Genomic DNA, 18,766 nt, shown 5'->3' on the forward strand with positions numbered 1-18,766 from the left:
GTACCGTCACCGTTCACCGCAATCGTTTCTGTACGGCTGTCCGCGTACGTCACCAACACATTGGCCGCATCGTAGTCAGCCCCTGCGTTCGCACTGCCGTCCGACAGCGTCATCACCACATCGGTTGCGGTGTTGCTTTCATTAGTCAGGGCAACGTCGAACTGCGCTGGTGAACCTTCTGATACGTCCAGGCTGCTGATGCTCAAGACACTCAATCGGTCATCGTCTGGTGTACCGCCACCTGGTGGCTCGGTGGTGCCATCGTCTGTGATCGTCGCCGTGCCCTCGGCCGCATTCGCTTCACCTTGTGACGCCGTGTAACCACTTAACGTAAAGGTCTCATCGCCTTCGAACGTTGTATCTTGTGCGGTTTGCACCGTGATCGAGAACGTCGTGTTGTTTGCTGGCACGGATACCGTAAACGTACCGTCACCGTTCACCGCAATCGTTTCTGTACGGCTGTCCGCGTACGTCACCAACACATTGGCCGCATCGTAGTCAGCCCCTGCGTTCGCACTGCCGTCCGACAGCGTCATCACCACATCGGTTGCGGTGTTGCTTTCATTAGTCAGGGCAACGTCGAACTGCGCTGGTGACCCTTCTGATACGTCCAGGCTGCTGATGCTCAAGACACTCAATCGGTCATCGTCTGGTGTACCGCCACCTGGTGGCTCGGTGGTGCCATCGTCTGTGATCGTCGCCGTGCCCTCGGCCGCATTCGCTTCACCTTGTGACGCCGTGTAACCACTTAACGTAAAGGTCTCATCGCCTTCAAACGTTGTATCTTGTGCGGTTTGCACCGTGATCGAGAACGTCGTGTTGTTTGCTGGCACGGATACCGTAAACGTACCGTCACCGTTCACCGCAATCGTTTCTGTACGGCTGTCCGCGTACGTCACCAACACATTGGCCGCATCGTAGTCAGCCCCTGCGTTCGCACTGCCGTCCGACAGCGTCATCACCACATCGGTTGCGGTGTTGCTTTCATTAGTCAGGGCAACGTCGAACTGCGCTGGTGACCCTTCTGATACGTCCAGGCTGCTGATGCTCAAGACACTCAATCGGTCATCGTCTGGTGTACCGCCACCTGGTGGCTCGGTGGTGCCATCGTCTGTGATCGTCGCCGTGCCCTCGGCCGCATTCGCTTCACCTTGTGACGCCGTGTAACCACTTAACGTAAAGGTCTCATCGCCTTCAAACGTTGTATCTTGTGCGGTTTGCACCGTGATCGAGAACGTCGTGTTGTTTGCTGGCACGGATACCGTAAACGTACCGTCACCGTTCACCGCAATCGTTTCTGTACGGCTGTCCGCGTACGTCACCAACACATTGGCCGCATCGTAGTCAGCCCCTGCGTTCGCACTGCCGTCCGACAGCGTCATCACCACATCGGTTGCGGTGTTGCTTTCATTAGTCAGGGCAACGTCGAACTGCGCTGGTGACCCTTCTGATACGTCCAGGCTGCTGATGCTCAAGACACTCAATCGGTCATCGTCTGGTGTACCGCCACCTGGTGGCTCGGTGGTGCCATCGTCTGTGATCGTCGCCGTGCCCTCGGCCGCATTCGCTTCACCTTGTGACGCCGTGTAACCACTTAACGTAAAGGTCTCATCGCCTTCAAACGTTGTATCTTGTGCGGTTTGCACCGTGATCGAGAACGTCGTGTTGTTTGCTGGCACGGATACCGTAAACGTACCGTCACCGTTCACCGCAATCGTTTCTGTACGGCTGTCCGCGTACGTCACCAACACATTGGCCGCATCGTAGTCAGCCCCTGCGTTCGCACTGCCGTCCGACAGCGTCATCACCACATCGGTTGCGGTGTTGCTTTCATTAGTCAGGGCAACGTCGAACTGCGCTGGTGAACCTTCTGATACGTCCAGGCTGCTGATGCTCAAGACACTCAATCGGTCATCGTCTGGTGTACCGCCACCTGGTGGCTCGGTGGTGCCATCGTCTGTGATCGTCGCCGTGCCCTCGGCCGCATTCGCTTCACCTTGTGACGCCGTGTAACCACTTAACGTAAAGGTCTCATCGCCTTCGAACGTTGTATCTTGTGCGGTTTGCACCGTGATCGAGAACGTCGTGTTGTTTGCTGGCACGGATACCGTAAACGTACCGTCACCGTTCACCGCAATCGTTTCTGTACGGCTGTCCGCGTACGTCACCAACACATTGGCCGCATCGTAGTCAGCCCCTGCGTTCGCACTGCCGTCCGACAGCGTCATCACCACATCGGTTGCGGTGTTGCTTTCATTAGTCAGGGCAACGTCGAACTGCGCTGGTGACCCTTCTGATACGTCCAGGCTGCTGATGCTCAAGACACTCAATCGGTCATCGTCTGGTGTACCGCCACCTGGTGGCTCGGTGGTGCCATCGTCTGTGATCGTCGCCGTGCCCTCGGCCGCATTCGCTTCACCTTGTGACGCCGTGTAACCACTTAACGTAAAGGTCTCATCGCCTTCAAACGTTGTATCTTGTGCGGTTTGCACCGTGATCGAGAACGTCGTGTTGTTTGCTGGCACGGATACCGTAAACGTACCGTCACCGTTCACCGCAATCGTTTCTGTACGGCTGTCCGCGTACGTCACCAACACATTGGCCGCATCGTAGTCAGCCCCTGCGTTCGCACTGCCGTCCGACAGCGTCATCACCACATCGGTTGCGGTGTTGCTTTCATTAGTCAGGGCAACGTCGAACTGCGCTGGTGACCCTTCTGATACGTCCAGGCTGCTGATGCTCAAGACACTCAATCGGTCATCGTCTGGTGTACCGCCACCTGGTGGCTCGGTGGTGCCATCGTCTGTGATCGTCGCCGTGCCCTCGGCCGCATTCGCTTCACCTTGTGACGCCGTGTAACCACTTAACGTAAAGGTCTCATCGCCTTCAAACGTTGTATCTTGTGCGGTTTGCACCGTGATCGAGAACGTCGTGTTGTTTGCTGGCACGGATACCGTAAACGTACCGTCACCGTTCACCGCAATCGTTTCTGTACGGCTGTCCGCGTACGTCACCAACACATTGGCCGCATCGTAGTCAGCCCCTGCGTTCGCACTGCCGTCCGACAGCGTCATCACCACATCGGTTGCGGTGTTGCTTTCATTAGTCAGGGCAACGTCGAACTGCGCTGGTGACCCTTCTGATACGTCCAGGCTGCTGATGCTCAAGACACTCAATCGGTCATCGTCTGGTGTACCGCCACCTGGTGGCTCGGTGGTGCCATCGTCTGTGATCGTCGCCGTGCCCTCGGCCGCATTCGCTTCACCTTGTGACGCCGTGTAACCACTTAACGTAAAGGTCTCATCGCCTTCAAACGTTGTATCTTGTGCGGTTTGCACCGTGATCGAGAACGTCGTGTTGTTTGCTGGCACGGATACCGTAAACGTACCGTCACCGTTCACCGCAATCGTTTCTGTACGGCTGTCCGCGTACGTCACCAACACATTGGCCGCATCGTAGTCAGCCCCTGCGTTCGCACTGCCGTCCGACAGCGTCATCACCACATCGGTTGCGGTGTTGCTTTCATTAGTCAGGGCAACGTCGAACTGCGCTGGTGAACCTTCTGATACGTCCAGGCTGCTGATGCTCAAGACACTCAATCGGTCATCGTCTGGTGTACCGCCACCTGGTGGCTCGGTGGTGCCATCGTCTGTGATCGTCGCCGTGCCCTCGGCCGCATTCGCTTCACCTTGTGACGCCGTGTAACCACTTAACGTAAAGGTCTCATCGCCTTCGAACGTTGTATCTTGTGCGGTTTGCACCGTGATCGAGAACGTCGTGTTGTTTGCTGGCACGGATACCGTAAACGTACCGTCACCGTTCACCGCAATCGTTTCTGTACGGCTGTCCGCGTACGTCACCAACACATTGGCCGCATCGTAGTCAGCCCCTGCGTTCGCACTGCCGTCCGACAGCGTCATCACCACATCGGTTGCGGTGTTGCTTTCATTAGTCAGGGCAACGTCGAACTGCGCTGGTGACCCTTCTGATACGTCCAGGCTGCTGATGCTCAAGACACTCAATCGGTCATCGTCTGGTGTACCGCCACCTGGTGGCTCGGTGGTGCCATCGTCTGTGATCGTCGCCGTGCCCTCGGCCGCATTCGCTTCACCTTGTGACGCCGTGTAACCACTTAACGTAAAGGTCTCATCGCCTTCAAACGTTGTATCTTGTGCGGTTTGCACCGTGATCGAGAACGTCGTGTTGTTTGCTGGCACGGATACCGTAAACGTACCGTCACCGTTCACCGCAATCGTTTCTGTACGGCTGTCCGCGTACGTCACCAACACATTGGCCGCATCGTAGTCAGCCCCTGCGTTCGCACTGCCGTCCGACAGCGTCATCACCACATCGGTTGCGGTGTTGCTTTCATTAGTCAGGGCAACGTCGAACTGCGCTGGTGACCCTTCTGATACGTCCAATGAATTGATTGATAACAATGCTGGTTCTGGCTCAGGTTGTGGTTCTGGCTCAGGTTGTGGTTCTGGCTCAGCTTCCGGTTCTGGCTCTGGTTGTGGCTCAGGTTGTGGTTCTGGCTCTGGTTGTGGTTCTGGCTCAGGTTGTGGTTCTGGCTCAGGTTGTGGTTCTGGCTCAGCTTCTGGTTCTGGCTCAGGTTCAGCTTCTGGTTCTGGCTCAGCCTCTGGTTCTGGCTCAGCTTCCGGTTCTGGCTCAGCTTCCGGCTCAGGTTCAGCTTCTGGTTCTGGCTCAGGTTCAGGTTCAGCTTCTGGTTCTGGTTCTGGTTCTGGCTCAGCCTCTGGTTCTGGCTCAGCTTCCGGTTCTGGCTCAGCTTCCGGCTCAGGTTCAGCTTCTGGTTCTGGCTCAGCTTCGGTATCAGCCGCCAAAGCTGTTGATTCTTGACCACCATCTAAAGTTGTTTCGTTAGATTCTGGACCTTCGGTATCATAGCCGTATGTTGGGTTTGCTTCCTGGTTTGAACGTTCAATATCAACCGTTACGCCACCATCTCCATCATCAATTGGTGCTTCACCAGCTGCAGGCGCTTCTTGAACCTGTGTAGGGTCCTGCCCAGCTAAGATAGCTTGTTGCAAATCTGTTAACTCGGCACTGCCATCCGCAATAAAGTCCGCGCCTTCACTTTCTTGAAATAATTCATCATCTAGCTGGTTCTGATTGGCAAGCGATAATACTTCTTCATTAATTTCAGCCGAGGCCTCACTTGCGACAAAAATTTCGTTTCCATTTAAAAAGCTTATAGTCGCTCCGCCATTCAATGCAGCAACCACTATATCGCCTTCAAAAATAGGATCACCAACACTTAATGTACGCTCGGTGCCGTCTACAGACTTAACCCGCACAATTCCTTCAAGTTGTGTAACAAACCCAACAGGTTCACCAAGTGCTACAAAATTTTGTTGATTATCGCTCATGAGAAATACCTAATTAAATTATTCTGATTACAAAGCTAGTCCCTTTTGCGCAAGGAATCTATTGTACCTAGGTACAATTAGAGTGAAATTGCGTTAACCTTTAGCTCTCTTTATAATAGCTCACTTCATTTAGCAGCGTATGGCATGCAATGTGTCGCATTTATTCAGCTGCGCTTTCTCTATCGAATAAAGGGTGTCCATGACTGATACATTAAAAAGAGAGTGGTTCTCGAACATACGTGGTGACGTATTGTCCGGTACCGTGGTGGCGTTAGCTTTGATACCAGAAGCGATTGCCTTTTCGATCATTGCGGGGGTTGATCCGAAAGTTGGCCTGTACGCATCATTCTGTATTGCGGTAATTATTTCGTTCTTAGGCGGCCGTCCAGGGATGATTTCTGCTGCCACAGGCGCCATGGCTCTGTTAATGGTGACTTTAGTTAAGGAACATGGTCTAGAGTACTTACTCGCGGCCAGCCTTTTATGTGGTGTTTTACAAATTATAGCGGGCTATCTCAAGCTCGGTAGTTTAATGAGATTTGTGTCGCGCTCGGTTGTCACAGGCTTCGTTAATGCTCTGGCAATACTAATCTTTATGGCACAACTGCCTGAGCTGACTAACGTGACTTGGCATGTTTATGCGATGACGGCTGCAGGACTTGGTATCATTTATTTATTCCCTTACCTACCTGTTATCGGCAAATCTTTACCAAGCCCATTGGTATGTATTGTAGTGCTAACCGCTTTCTCTCTTGCGGCTGGTTTAGACATACGCACCGTAGGCGATATGGGTGAGCTACCAGACTCGTTGCCTATCTTCCTTCTACCGGATGTCCCTCTTAATTTAGAGACATTGATGATTATTTTGCCTTACTCATTGGGCCTTGCGGTTGTCGGCTTGCTGGAATCTATGATGACCGCCACCATCGTCGATGAATTGACCGACACCACTAGTGATCGCAACCGTGAATGTAAAGGTCAAGGCGTTGCCAACATCGGCGCTAGTTTGATGGGCGGCATGGCTGGTTGTGCCATGATTGGACAATCTGTTATCAACGTTAAGTCCGGTGGTCGTTGTCGTTTATCCACCTTTTTCGCTGGTGTGTTGTTGCTAATCATGGTGGTCTTCTTAGATGATCTGATTGGCCAGATTCCAATGGCAGCATTGGTTGCAGTGATGATCATGGTTTCTATTGGTACCTTCTCTTGGGAATCGGTTATCAATCTTAAACATCACCCAATGTCAACAAACGTTGTCATGCTGGCCACCGTAGCCATTGTTGTCGCTACTCATAACCTTGCATTAGGCGTATTCGCTGGTGTTTTACTTGCCTCATTATTCTTTGCTAACAAAATTGGCCGCTTTATGGTGGTAAAAAACGAGCACTCTACTGACCACACAACTTATAAAGTCGTCGGCCAAGTATTCTTTGCTTCATCAGAGCAGTTTAATCAGTCATTTGATTTCAAAGAAGTGGTGCCGAATGTGACCATTGATCTGTCTCAAGCACATTTCTGGGATATCACGGCGGTGTCAGCCCTAGATAAAGTCGTGATTAAATTCCGTCGCGAGGGAGCTAATGTTGATGTGATCGGGATGAACGAAGCCACTGCAACGGTAGTTGACAAATTTGGCGTACACAACAAACCTGAAGAAGCAGAAAAGCTTTTAAATGGACATTAAGGAGAGGTTGTATGAAACAGATCATAGCTTGCATTGATGGATCACCTTTAACCGAGCAAGTGCTTAATGCCACTGAATGGCTTGCTAAGAAAACTGAAGCGCCCGTTACCTTGCTTCACGCGCTAGAGAAAACAAACTCTCAAACTCATGATTTATCTGGCACCATTGGCTTCAGCAGTCGTGAGCATTTGCTGTCAGAGCTAACTGAGCTTGATGAAAAACGCGCTAAGCTTGCATTGGAACATGGCCGCCTACTTCTTGACGGTGCACAAGCACATTTGCAACAAAATGGCGTAAGCGCGACACCGCTTCAAAGACACGGCGACTTTGTCGCTACTCTTAGCGATCTAGAGCATGACGCACGAGTATTTATCGTCGGCAAGCAAGGCACTGAGCATTGCCAGCAACATGTGATTGGCTCTAACCTTGAGCATGCTGCTCGCACACTATCACAACCTATTTTGGTCATTCCAAGTGAGTTCTCGACACCAAGCTCTTTCATGGTCGCATTCGATGGGCGCGAAACCTCTATCAAAGCGCTTGAGAAAATAGCCAATAGCCCTTTACTCAAGGATATTCCATGCCATCTGGTTATGGTTAAGCGCGATAAAAATGGTCAACAAGAAACCCTAGATAAAGCAAAGTCCAAGCTAGTTGATTTGGGCTTTAATGTAACGGGGCATTTGATCGAGGGTGAAAACATTCAATCTACGCTGCTGTCATTTCAACAGCAGCATAAGATTGATCTCATTGCTATGGGGGCTTACGCCCATTCCAAAGTTAGGCAGTTTTTTGTGGGAAGCAACACCACCAAAATGCTAACGGAAAGTACAGTACCCGTACTTATTCTGCGTTAGCTTTTGAAACTAAGACCGCCGCTCGCAACTGCGAGCGGCCAAACTTACTCATCTTCTCAAAGTCAGTAATCAACAAAGGCACATACTGACATTCAACTAAGGCTACATCTTCCTCAAAATCTGGATCATGCACATATATATGCTGCTCATCATAACCAGTCACCACCACCCAATGTGGAGCTTTCTTGCCATCAAAGCGATAAGTACTAATTAAGACAATTACCCATTGCCCTCCATCCACAGCCTGCTTTAAATCCAATACCGTCATAGGCTGACCATGGACTTGCACACCTTCTGCAGCACTCTCTTTTAAGAACTTATTATGGCAAGCGGCAAGCACTGTCTTCTTAAGTTCATCACGAACACCATCTAAGAACAACGGCTGATCATCATTCAACCAGACTTCAGCATCAAATCCGCGACGCTTTGCGGCCAGCGCAAGCCCCGTCGGGTGACATCCGCCATGACCACTGGTCATGTAAATCGTTGTGGCTTCACGCCAAATATCCAATTCATGCTCTAGGGAAACATCCGCACTTTCATCATTCGCCGCACACACCATTAACAAAGAAGCAGGACCACAGGTAAACGGCGTGCGCTGCCCAACATAAGGCACTTTTAGGAGCTTACTTTTGTCATCAAATGCTCGAATACGTTTATGCATCCGTACCGCATTACTGGTGTCTTCATAATAGTTTTGATAACTACCAAAGGTTCGATAACCTAGCTTCTTATAAAGCGCAATCGCAGCTTCGTTCCTTTCACTGACTTCCAATCGTAAAGAAATACAGCCGTGCCTCGCAGCGTGCTTTTCGGATTGCTTAAGCAATAGCGATCCAACTCCCTTGCCACGGGCATGCTGCGATACCGCTAAGGAATACAAGCGAGCATGAGCGCGCCCTTTAAAGAAGTGAACCAATGCATACCCTTGAAGTGTTTCATTGTCATAGGCAACCAACATGAAAGACGTCTCCGCCTTAATGGCATGCCGCAAACTACGGCGACTCATGCGATCCCCTTGGAACGCCTCTTTTTCAAGCATGTCTAGCGCTTCTAAATCGGAAAGCTGTGCAATACGAACGTTTATGTTTGATGTCATAAAAAGGCCCTCTGAGCCTTAACCAAGACAATAATAATGAAGCGGATTCTAGGGCAACGGCCTAGTGAAAATATAGTCCTAAATATGCTTAAAATTTGAATAATTGACTACTATTAGAAAAGCAAAAAAGAGCGCATTATCCGCGCATATCAACAAGCCTATAGAAGGACTTTTCTGCATGGCACAAACTTACATCGTGGTCGATCAATTAAAAGACTGGTCAGCATTTCTTCCAAGCGATCACGTCATCACCTTCCCTCAATATCTTTCCCTTACAACGAAGGCAAACGACCGCACACGTATTATTAACTTGTGTAAGAGCAGCCGTTATTTATCTGACGGATACTACTGCTCTTTGCTTGCAGAAAGCCGTGGCCACAATGTCATGCCATCGGTACGCACTTTAAATGATCTAAATAAAAAGGCTCTTTACGACATTGAGTTATCCCAATGGCTACCTGCTTTGGCTGAGAAACTTGGCACACCGAACGAACCAACCACTATTAAAGGCCACGCGGTGTTTGGTAATACTTTGCGCCCAGAGCTAAAGGAATTTGCACGTAAGCTGTTTGAGAAATTCCCGTCTCCTGTCATTGAGTTCACCTTAAGCTTTAAAAAACAGTGGCAAGTGAAATCTTTAAAAGCTACATCACACCAAGTATTAGACGATGCAGAAGAAACCTTGTTTGCCGAAGCACTAGATGGCTTTAGCAATAAAGTATGGAGCAAAGCGCGTAAAAGCCGCAGCATTAAGTTTGATTTAGCGATGCTGATAAACCCAGAAGAGGAACTACCACCAAGTGACAAGCAAGCCCTTAAAAAGTTTGTGCAAGCAGGTAAGCAACTGGGTATCCAAGTAGACATCATTGGTCCGAAGGACATCGTACGCCTGCCAGAATACGATGGTTTGTTTATTCGTGAAACCACCAATATCGACCACCACACTTACCAATTTGCCAAGAAAGCCGAAGCCTATGGCCTAGTGGTAATGGATGATCCGCAGTCAATCATGCGTTGTACTAACAAAGTGTACTTAGCGGACTTGTTCAATACACACAAAGTACCAAGCCCGAAAACTCGCATTATCCATAAAGGTGAAAGCAATATTGAAGACGCCTTAGAACAGCATATTAGCTACCCTATGGTGGTTAAGATTCCTGACGGCGCATTTTCAAAAGGTGTGTTAAAAGCCCAAGATCGTGTGGAATTGACCAAGTGTCTGGACGAACTGTTTAAGAAGTCGAGCTTATTGCTGGTACAAGAATACCTGTACACCGAATTCGACTGGCGTATTGGTATTTTGAATAACAAACCGATCTTTGCCTGCCGTTACTACATGGTGAAAAATCACTGGCAGATTTACCAACACGGCGAATCAAAAAGTGAAAGCGGCGGCTTTGATACATTGCCAACGTTCGAAGTACCCCGTCGTGTCCTACAAGCCGCGATCGCCGCAACCAAACCGATTGGTAACGGTTTATACGGTGTCGACATAAAAGAAGTAAAAGGTCGCGGCTATGTGATTGAAGTGAATGACAACCCTAGCATCGACCGTGGTGTCGAAGACAAATACTTAGGTGACGAGCTGTACATGCAAATCATGTCAGAATTCCTTCGTCGCATGCAGCAAAAGACGCAAGGCCAATCCGACTTTTAAGTAGAAATTATCAAAAAGCCGTTTGAGAACCTCATTCGGCTATTTCACTCATATCAGTCATCACTGCTAAGCTCTAGAGCAAGCTCCCAGTTCTTGATAAAACGACGCTGCTTTACTAAATCACGTCCCACTAGCAACTGTTGGTCTAAATCTACCGTTCGAATCGTTCTGGTCGGCCCGATGGGCATGGCAAAATGCGGTTCGTATTCAGATGCACGAATCGGGTAAAGCAATTCCTCACTGGTCATCAGTGACTGGCCTTCATCAGATAATAGAAAATCTATAAAAAGGCCGGCATCTAAGGCATTTGGTGCGTGCTTAGGGATAACCGCTGTACGCATAAGCATCAGTGTGTAGTCCTTTGGGATGATCACTTCGATACTCGGATCATTACTGGCACGCTGCGCAGCATAAGACCCTATCAAGTTATAACCAACAACTAATTCCCCACTCGCAACAGCGTCAATAATTTCACCGGAACAACAATAGGTTTTCACCCCATGACTTCCAAAAGCCTCTAACAAACGTCCCCACGTAGCGTCCGCTTGCCTTGCATCTTGACTGGCTAAAAGATAGCCCGCGCCACTCTTGCGGATGTCATAAGTTCCCATACGTCCGGATACATCCTCATTGTTTTGACGAATGTAACTGAGCAAAGCTTGTCGGTCTTGAGGGATATCTATATTAGTAAACGCCTTTTTGTTCACCATCATAACTACCGGCTCATAAGAAAAAGCGAATACTTCATTACGCCATTTCGCATTACTTGGCAGTCGTTCAGTCTCATCAGAGCGATAAGGCTGTGTAAAGCCGTCATTCACTAGCTTTAACTGTAGGTCCATGGCACTACTAATCACTAAGCTTGCACTTGGCCGAGCAGATTCAGAAACGGTTAGGTAATACAGTTCTAGTGAGTTGACGTCTACATAGCCAACGCGAATATTTGGATGGCGCGCAACAAAGCGCTCTAATAACGGCCTAAACGAACTCATATCCAAAGTAGAGTTAATATACAGCACCCTTTGCGCAGTCGAAGCACCAAACCAAATTGGCTCCGCATGCAGTAACGGTGCAAATAGGCAACTAAACCATACGAGAAATCGTTTCATTAGCTATCCTCTCGAAACTTAAAAGCAGGAAAGTCAACCGTTACCACGGTGCCATGAGGGTGATTATCAGACAAAGTAATATCAGCCTGATGGTGTTTAGCAATGTCTTTGACTAACGATAAGCCAACGCCTGTTCCTGCAATGTCATAGCGTCCACGATAAAAACGCTCAAACACGCGCTGCTTATCAACATCACTAATCCCTACCCCCTGATCAATGACCTCAACTCGGTAAATCTTTGGCATAGGAGTAATGCGAATCACCACTTCTTTTTGTTCGATGCCATTTTCTAACACACTGTAACGAACCGCATTTTCTATTAGATTCTGCATCATCTGTTCGATTGCAATGGTATCCCCGACAATGATGGCTTCTTCCAGCTCACTGTCAAAACATAGCATGACGCCTTTGCGCAAAGCGGTTAAAGCTTGAGCCCGACAAGACTCACGGATAGGCTGAACCAGATCAATTAAGCCCATTGGCTGAGATTGCAGTCGATGGCTAATCGTCGCTTGATTCAAAAGAAAGCTCACCGTATCGCTCAGCGCTTCACACTGCTCAATAATCTTTTCCAGAGCTTGGCGCTGCTGCTCAGGTTTACCGATATCACGTGCATTTTCCGCCAACGCTTTTAGGCTCGCTATCGGTGTACGCAATTGGTGTGCGGCGTTTCCTGTATAGTTTTCTAACTCTTCCAGGTTGCTGTGCAAACGCAACATAAAATCATTAATAACGACTTTTAAGTGGTAGGTTTCTCTTGGCGTTTTCAATGTAAGTGGCGTCAGGTCCCCTGGGGTTCGAGACTCTAAAACTTGCTCAATTCGGTGTAATGGTCGCAACACAATCTGACTGCCAATCACAATCAAAGCAATCGACACCAGCGCCACCAAAGTAATCAGTTCAACGGCTCGCTGAGTAATTGAGGCAGCCATCTCTTCCCTAGATAAACGCGTGTGCGCAAGCACCGTTCGCACGGTACCACTAGCATCTGGCTCGGTGATATAACGCTCTAACCAAGCGAAGCGCAACACTTCACCAGAGTACGTTCGATCAAAAAACTGAATAGTGCCATACTCGACGGGTAAACTAGGTGAGGAATCTAAATTAAAATAGCCCGTAATGAAGCCTTGGGAGGAGCTTTCAACCTTGTAGAAAACTCGGTCGTCACTTGCCTGAGCTAGCGTGGCAAAAGCAGACCAAGGAATATCAATGGTGATTTCCCCTTCAACCTGACCGACATTTTCATCCATTTGCAACAAAGCGCTACGCAACAAACGATCATAAGAAATATCAGCCAACCGTTCGCTGTAATCAAATACCAGTTTAATCGCTAATAATGCGATCAAGATAATCGCGAATGCGCCGAAAACAATAAATCGCCCTCTTAACGAAGGCGAATGCTGATAATCAAGCTGACGCTCATACGCGCTTAACGGACGTAGAGATCTCCGCCACATAGCCTATGCCTCGCAATGTGCTAATCACCAAATCACTTCCTGATAGCTTTTTTCGCAGCCTTGCCACATACAGCTCAATGGCATTCGGTCCGGGCGTCTCATCAAAATTAAAAAGATGCTCCGTGATTTCATCTTTACTTAGCACTCGACCTAAATGCCCTAAGAAGATTTCTAATAAACGAAATTCTCTGTTTGTAATCGCTCGAATTTCTTTATCCACCATGACCTGTCGACTATCGCGATCAACGGTGATATTGCCATGCTCGGTAATGTTGGAAGCATAACCCTGTTTGCGTCTTAGCAAAGCGCGACAGCGAGCCTCAAGCTCACCAAAATCAAAAGGTTTTGTTAAATAGTCATCTGCCCCTGCATCGAGGAGGCGAATCCGATCATCCACTTGGCCTCGTGCGGTCAAAATCAACACTGGCGTAGCGTCTTCTCGTTGTCGTAAAGCTTGCAATATCTGCAAACCAGATACATTTGGTAGGTTCAAATCAAGAATGATGAGATCCACCGACTGATAACGCAAAAATTCGTTTGCTTGTTTACCATCCTGAATCAAATCTGCGCCATGCCCCAAACTGGACAATCGATCGCATATTGCCTGCCCTAATACTTCGGTATCTTCTACCACTAAAATACGCATACGAGCTCCATAAGGCCAAAATGAAACAAGTCCGGATGATCAACTCAACCGGACTTGTGATCAAATATTGCTATCAGAGTGTAGCAAAGTATTATGCAACGGAACTATCCTTTGAACGCTTCATTTTCGAGCGAAGAACTTTACCAAATACCATTGGCAGAGTCAGTCCAGCAAGCGCCACCACCCACAGACCAATACTCAAGCCACTGCTCCAAAGTACCGTCCAATCACCGTCAGATAGAACAAGCGCGTGACGGAGGTTTTTCTCCATTTCAGGGCCAAGCAACATACCTAGGATAACTGGTACTAGTGGAATTTCCACTTTACGTAGTACGTAGCCCATGATGCCGAAGCCAACCATGAAGTATAAATCAATCGCACTACCTGTGATCGAGAAGATACCTACCGAAGCGATCAGTGTAACGATCGGCATTAGGTACTTAGGCGGAATGCTCAGTAGCTTAACGAACACACCCACCATTGGGATGTTAAGCAGTAACAATACCAAGTTACCTACGAATAATGCAGCAATAACACCCCAAACTAAATCAGGGCTTTGCTGGAACAACATAGGACCTGGGTTTACGTTTAGAGAGATCAGCATGGCAAGCAATACTGCTGTAGTACCACTACCTGGCACACCTAGAGTCAGCATTGGTACAAGCGCACCAGATGCAGCACCGTTGTTACCCGCTTCTGGTGCCGCCACACCGCGTGGGTCACCCTTACCAAATTCCCCCGTGTCAGATACTTTTTTCTCAAGTGTGTAACTAACAAAGCTACCTAAAGAAGCACCTGCACCAGGCAATACGCCTGAAACGAAACCTAAAAGCGCACCACGTAACGATGCAGGCAATACAAATAGAATGTCTTTAGCGGTTAGTTTTAGCTTGTTGAGCGCCACTTGCTTTAGACCGTCTCCTGCGTGCTGCTCTAAGAAGAAGAACAATTCAGAGATGGCAAACAAACCAACAATCGCAATAAGGAAGTCGATGCCTTCAAACAGATGCAAACTGTCATAAGTGTATCGCTGAACGCCAGACGAGATATCAATACCAACCGTCGCAATCATAAGACCTAGCGCCGCAGCAATCAGTGTCTTGAATTGGTTTTTACCAGTAATGCCGCCAAGTGTTGCGAACGCCAGCGCAAACAATGCGAAGTATTCTGCAGGACCAAATTTTAAAGCAAATTTCGCTAGAATCGGCGCTAAAATAACCAGACCGATTGTGGCAATAAAGCTACCGATAAACGATGCAATAGCAGAAGTCGCTAATGCCTCTGCGGCCTTACCTTTGACGGCCATCGGGTAACCGTCTAGACAAGTCATCATCGCCGGCTCATCACCTGGGATGTTTAATAGAATCGATGAAATACGACCGCCATACATGGCCCCTGCATACACAGAAGTCAAAAGAATCAAAGAAGAAGTAGGAGACAGCCCCAAGCTAAACGCCAGTGGAATCAAAATCGCCACACCGTTTGCAGGACCTAATCCTGGCAGCGCACCAATCAAGGTACCTAAAATAGCACCGATCAATGCGAACATAATGCTTTCTGGTGACAATGCCACCGCAAAGCCTTGCATTAATAGTTCAATCGTACCCATAACTTACAGCCCCAAAATACCTGAAGGTAACGCCAACTCGAGCACACGCGTAAACAACACGTAGATCACAACTGATGTAATAGCACCGGTTAGCAAACTTTTTCCTGGGGTTGCCCCCATACGCCAACATAGGAATGCCACAGCAGGAGTTGCCGATAAAACAAAGCCTACGTACTCAAGGCCAAAGGCGAATAACACCAACACTAAACACACTATGCCAAGCTCAATTAGCATTGAAACGGCAGGCCATTTAGCATCTTCGTCTGGCTTAACGATCATGTAGATAGAGCCAATCGCCAAAATAATAGACAGTAGAATCGGGAATGTTTCAGGCCCTACAGATTCCTGACCACCAAAAGGTATAGGAAACTTAGTCGCTTCATAACCGTAGGTAACGGCTAAAATAAGCAATAGAACCCCAAACACACGGTCGGTAATACGCATGTATCTGCTCCAACAATAACAAGGAAAAAACCGAGGGGGATTGGGTCCCCCTCAAATCGAGTCTAATTAGCGAATTAGACCGATATCTTTGGATAGGATTTGTATATCAAGAGTTTGGTTCTTAACGAATTGAGTGAACTCTTCACCTGATTTTTTGAAGGGCATTAGACCGTTTTTGGTCATCACATCCTTCCATTCTTGAGTTTGGTATAGCTCATCCACTGTGTTTACCCACCAGTCGTAAGAGTCTTGGCTCGCTTCGCCTGGTACGTAGAAACCACGCCAGTTTGGTGCAACAGAACTAATACCCTGCTCCATGGCAGTTGGGATTTGGTCGAATGGCTCAGGAAGACGTTCTTCGGATAGCACCGCTAGGACACGTAGGTCACCAGAGTCCATGAAGCCTTTTACTTCTGAAATATCACCTGTAAATGCATCAACGTGGCCGCCTACTACTTGAACAAGGGCTTCAGAACCACCACTAAACGCTAGGTAACGAATTTTTGGAAGGTTTTCTACTTGAGCTTCTTTTGCAGTGATTAGGACTTTCAAATGATCCCAGCCACCCGATGCACTACCACCGGCAAATTTCACGGAACCTTGGTCATTTTTCAAGGCTTCCATCATTTGGCTTAAAGAAGTGTATTTTGAATCTTTACCTACAGCGATAACACCGTAGTCTGCACCCAGCGTGCCCACCCATTTAACTTGGTCAGCATTCATACCTGGGAATTGGCCTTGAGCAAGGCGTGTTGTTGTAGCCGTACTTGCTGCAACAATTAGAGCTTCATCATCAGAACGCTTGCTTACCGTGTGTGCGAAAGCAACACCGCCACCAGCACCTGCCATGTTGACAGTTTGAACGTTACCTTTGATGTAGTCTAGATCGGTCAATACCTTACCAACACTACGACATGTGAAGTCCCAACCACCGCCAGGGTTTGCTGGCGCAATACATTCCGCACTGCGTGATTGTTCGAAAGCTTGCGCTTGACCTGCGATCGCTAACGCCGCAGTACCTGAAACTAGAACAGACTTCATTGACATGGTCTTAAGCATGACTTTATCTCCTGCTTTTATTGTTTTTGTACTTAGATAAAAGATGTATTAGTACATCCATGTTGAACAACATACTCCGCTAACCTGTCACAACCCTGTCACGAGCGAAGTTTTTGTACAAAATGTGTAAAAAGTACGTTCATTCATGATTTTTTATCACTCACGCAACTAGCGATTAAGGGGACATGCGATTAAGTGCGAAGTCGACCAAATAGTGCTTACTCACTGCTGATCTGATTTTCTTTTCAATTTGCTCAAATTCCCAATATTTTGCATTTCGCACTCCCTAATTAGAGGCATTTCTACAACCACCGTCGTCTTGAAGAGGGGCTTAGCAATGGAAAAGAAACACTACAAATATCGTTTTTTTGCCTTTTGACTTAAATATCGACTTATCAATCAATGCACCACAATCACTCTGATTTTATTTTTAAGAGCACCATAAAATGACAATATTGTTAGTTATTTGATTTTCATGACTTTTAAATCAAAAACATCGCACTGTTTTGGTTCAATTTTCTGGTTCCATCCTCACAAAAGAACTGGCTCTATCTGGGCTTCTAAAGCTGGTTTTAAATAGTAAAAACAAGGTGTTAAGCGTGTGTGACGCACTATGTTCTAAAGCATATTAACAATGGCCTTTCCTGTCTTACCTACAAACATGAACAACCCTTTAGGATAAACAACGATGATAAGCAAATTAACTCGTACTCCGCTCATTTTAGCAGTAAGCGCTTTATTAACGACAAACGTTATGGCAGCTAACTTTAAAATGGCAATTGGTGATGGTGAAGGTTCTGCACAAGAGGCACTTGGCCAAAAATTTGCGGAGCTTTTTACAGAAAAAACGAACAATAAACATAAAGTAAATCTATTTTTAAATGGCCAACTAGGTGGAGAACAAGAAACCGTCAATGCAACAGCAATGGGGGTATTAGATTTTTCCGTTGTTGCTAGTAATAACTTGGCACCTTTCTCGCCATCTGTCGGTATTTTATCTCTACCCTATATTTTCGAAAACTTAGATCAAGCGGCGAAAACTGTTCAAGGCCCAATTGGCGAAGAGCTAACTCAAAATACAATCCGTGATACAGGGGTTCGCATTCTTGGCTGGACTTTCAGTGGCTTCAGAGTATTAAGCAACTCCAAAAAACCTATTACACAATTGTCTGATTTAGATGGCATGATTGTGCGTGTTCCAAAAAATGAGATCATGATAGATACATATAAGGCTTGGGGAATCAATCCAACACCTATGGCTTGGAACGAGACCTTCACAGCCCTTCAACAACGCGTTGTTGACGGACAAGATACGCCTTATACAACAATCTACGCAATGAAATTCGGCGAAGTTCAAAAGTACATCACTGACCTACACTACATATTCCTACTAGAACCTCTTGTTGTTTCCGAGTCAATCTTCCAAGATCAAAGTCAACAAACACAAATGGCTATGATTGAAGCAGGTAAAGAAGCGACTGCTTATAGTCTAGAGTGGCTTAAGAGTACAGAGGTCTCTATCAAGAAAGAGCTTGTCGATAAGTATGGCATGGAGCTCTTAACACTAACAGACGAAGACAAGTGGGCGAAAGCTGCACAAGACAAAGTTTGGCCTAAGTTCTATGAGAGCGTAGGCGGCAAAGATAAAATCAACGATCTACTGACTTATTTAGGTCGCGATAATATATAACAGCCCCCTCTTAAAGGCTGCGACTAAGTACAGTGTATTTTTTGACTTCCTATCCAGCAATAAAGGTC

The 18,766-nt window shown here is 47.6% G+C and carries 12 protein-coding genes; 4 read left to right on the forward strand and 8 right to left on the reverse strand.

From position 1 onward, the window contains the following. Window positions 1–5,387 (reverse strand): retention module-containing protein (locus tag ACXAC1_RS00005; RefSeq protein ID WP_475057335.1); only part of this gene is annotated, 5,387 nt, incomplete at its 3' end. 199 nt (window positions 5,388–5,586) lie between these two features. On the opposite strand from ACXAC1_RS00005, the gene ACXAC1_RS00010 reads away from it, so the two are divergent. Then, a complete protein-coding gene (locus ACXAC1_RS00010; RefSeq protein WP_475057338.1) occupies window positions 5,587–7,071 on the forward strand; it encodes a SulP family inorganic anion transporter in 1,485 nt (494 codons plus the stop codon). An 11-nt stretch (window positions 7,072–7,082) separates the two neighbouring features. Then, on the forward strand, window positions 7,083–7,928 hold the full coding sequence (locus ACXAC1_RS00015) for a universal stress protein (protein WP_475057341.1): 846 nt from the start codon (window positions 7,083–7,085) through the stop codon (window positions 7,926–7,928). On the opposite strand, the gene ACXAC1_RS00020 is transcribed toward ACXAC1_RS00015, so the two are convergent. After that, window positions 7,915–9,027, reverse strand: a complete 1,113-nt coding sequence (locus tag ACXAC1_RS00020) for a GNAT family N-acetyltransferase/peptidase C39 family protein (RefSeq protein ID WP_475057343.1) — start codon at window positions 9,025–9,027, stop codon at window positions 7,915–7,917. The two genes, ACXAC1_RS00015 and ACXAC1_RS00020, sit on opposite strands and share 14 nt — an antisense overlap. Before the next feature lie 178 nt (window positions 9,028–9,205). Between ACXAC1_RS00020 and ACXAC1_RS00025 the strand changes: the two genes are divergently transcribed. Beyond that, complete coding sequence (locus tag ACXAC1_RS00025; RefSeq protein ID WP_475057346.1) at window positions 9,206–10,684, forward strand: RimK family protein; 1,479 nt, start codon at window positions 9,206–9,208, stop codon at window positions 10,682–10,684. A 53-nt stretch (window positions 10,685–10,737) separates the two neighbouring features. On the opposite strand, the gene ACXAC1_RS00030 is transcribed toward ACXAC1_RS00025, so the two are convergent. The 6 genes from ACXAC1_RS00030 to ACXAC1_RS00055 form a co-directional block, all read right to left on the reverse strand. Next, window positions 10,738–11,793, reverse strand: coding sequence for an ABC transporter substrate-binding protein (locus ACXAC1_RS00030; protein ID WP_475057349.1), 1,056 nt, complete (start codon window positions 11,791–11,793; stop codon window positions 10,738–10,740). Then, window positions 11,793–13,250 (reverse strand): sensor histidine kinase, encoded by a 1,458-nt coding sequence (locus ACXAC1_RS00035; RefSeq protein WP_475057351.1) that lies wholly within the window; start codon window positions 13,248–13,250, stop codon window positions 11,793–11,795. Before ACXAC1_RS00035 ends, ACXAC1_RS00030 begins: the two co-directional genes overlap by 1 nt. Next, on the reverse strand, window positions 13,213–13,896 hold the full coding sequence (locus tag ACXAC1_RS00040; RefSeq protein WP_475057354.1) for a response regulator transcription factor: 684 nt from the start codon (window positions 13,894–13,896) through the stop codon (window positions 13,213–13,215). Before ACXAC1_RS00040 ends, ACXAC1_RS00035 begins: the two co-directional genes overlap by 38 nt. 91 nt (window positions 13,897–13,987) lie before the next feature. Beyond that, window positions 13,988–15,505 carry a tripartite tricarboxylate transporter permease gene (locus tag ACXAC1_RS00045; protein ID WP_475057357.1) on the reverse strand — a complete coding sequence of 506 codons (1,518 nt, stop codon included), beginning with the start codon at window positions 15,503–15,505 and terminating at the stop codon, window positions 13,988–13,990. 3 nt (window positions 15,506–15,508) lie between these two features. After that, a complete protein-coding gene (locus tag ACXAC1_RS00050) occupies window positions 15,509–15,949 on the reverse strand; it encodes a tripartite tricarboxylate transporter TctB family protein (RefSeq protein ID WP_133560157.1) in 441 nt (146 codons plus the stop codon). A gap of 66 nt (window positions 15,950–16,015) precedes the next feature. After that, window positions 16,016–17,008, reverse strand: coding sequence for a Bug family tripartite tricarboxylate transporter substrate binding protein (locus ACXAC1_RS00055; RefSeq protein WP_475057360.1), 993 nt, complete (start codon window positions 17,006–17,008; stop codon window positions 16,016–16,018). 688 nt (window positions 17,009–17,696) lie between these two features. Here ACXAC1_RS00055 and ACXAC1_RS00060 point away from each other — a divergent pair. Continuing rightward, window positions 17,697–18,698 (forward strand): TRAP transporter substrate-binding protein, encoded by a 1,002-nt coding sequence (locus tag ACXAC1_RS00060; protein WP_475057363.1) that lies wholly within the window; start codon window positions 17,697–17,699, stop codon window positions 18,696–18,698. Window positions 18,699–18,766: the final 68 nt, after the last annotated feature.

Source organism: Marinomonas sp. AWM4_232 (assembly GCF_056158325.1).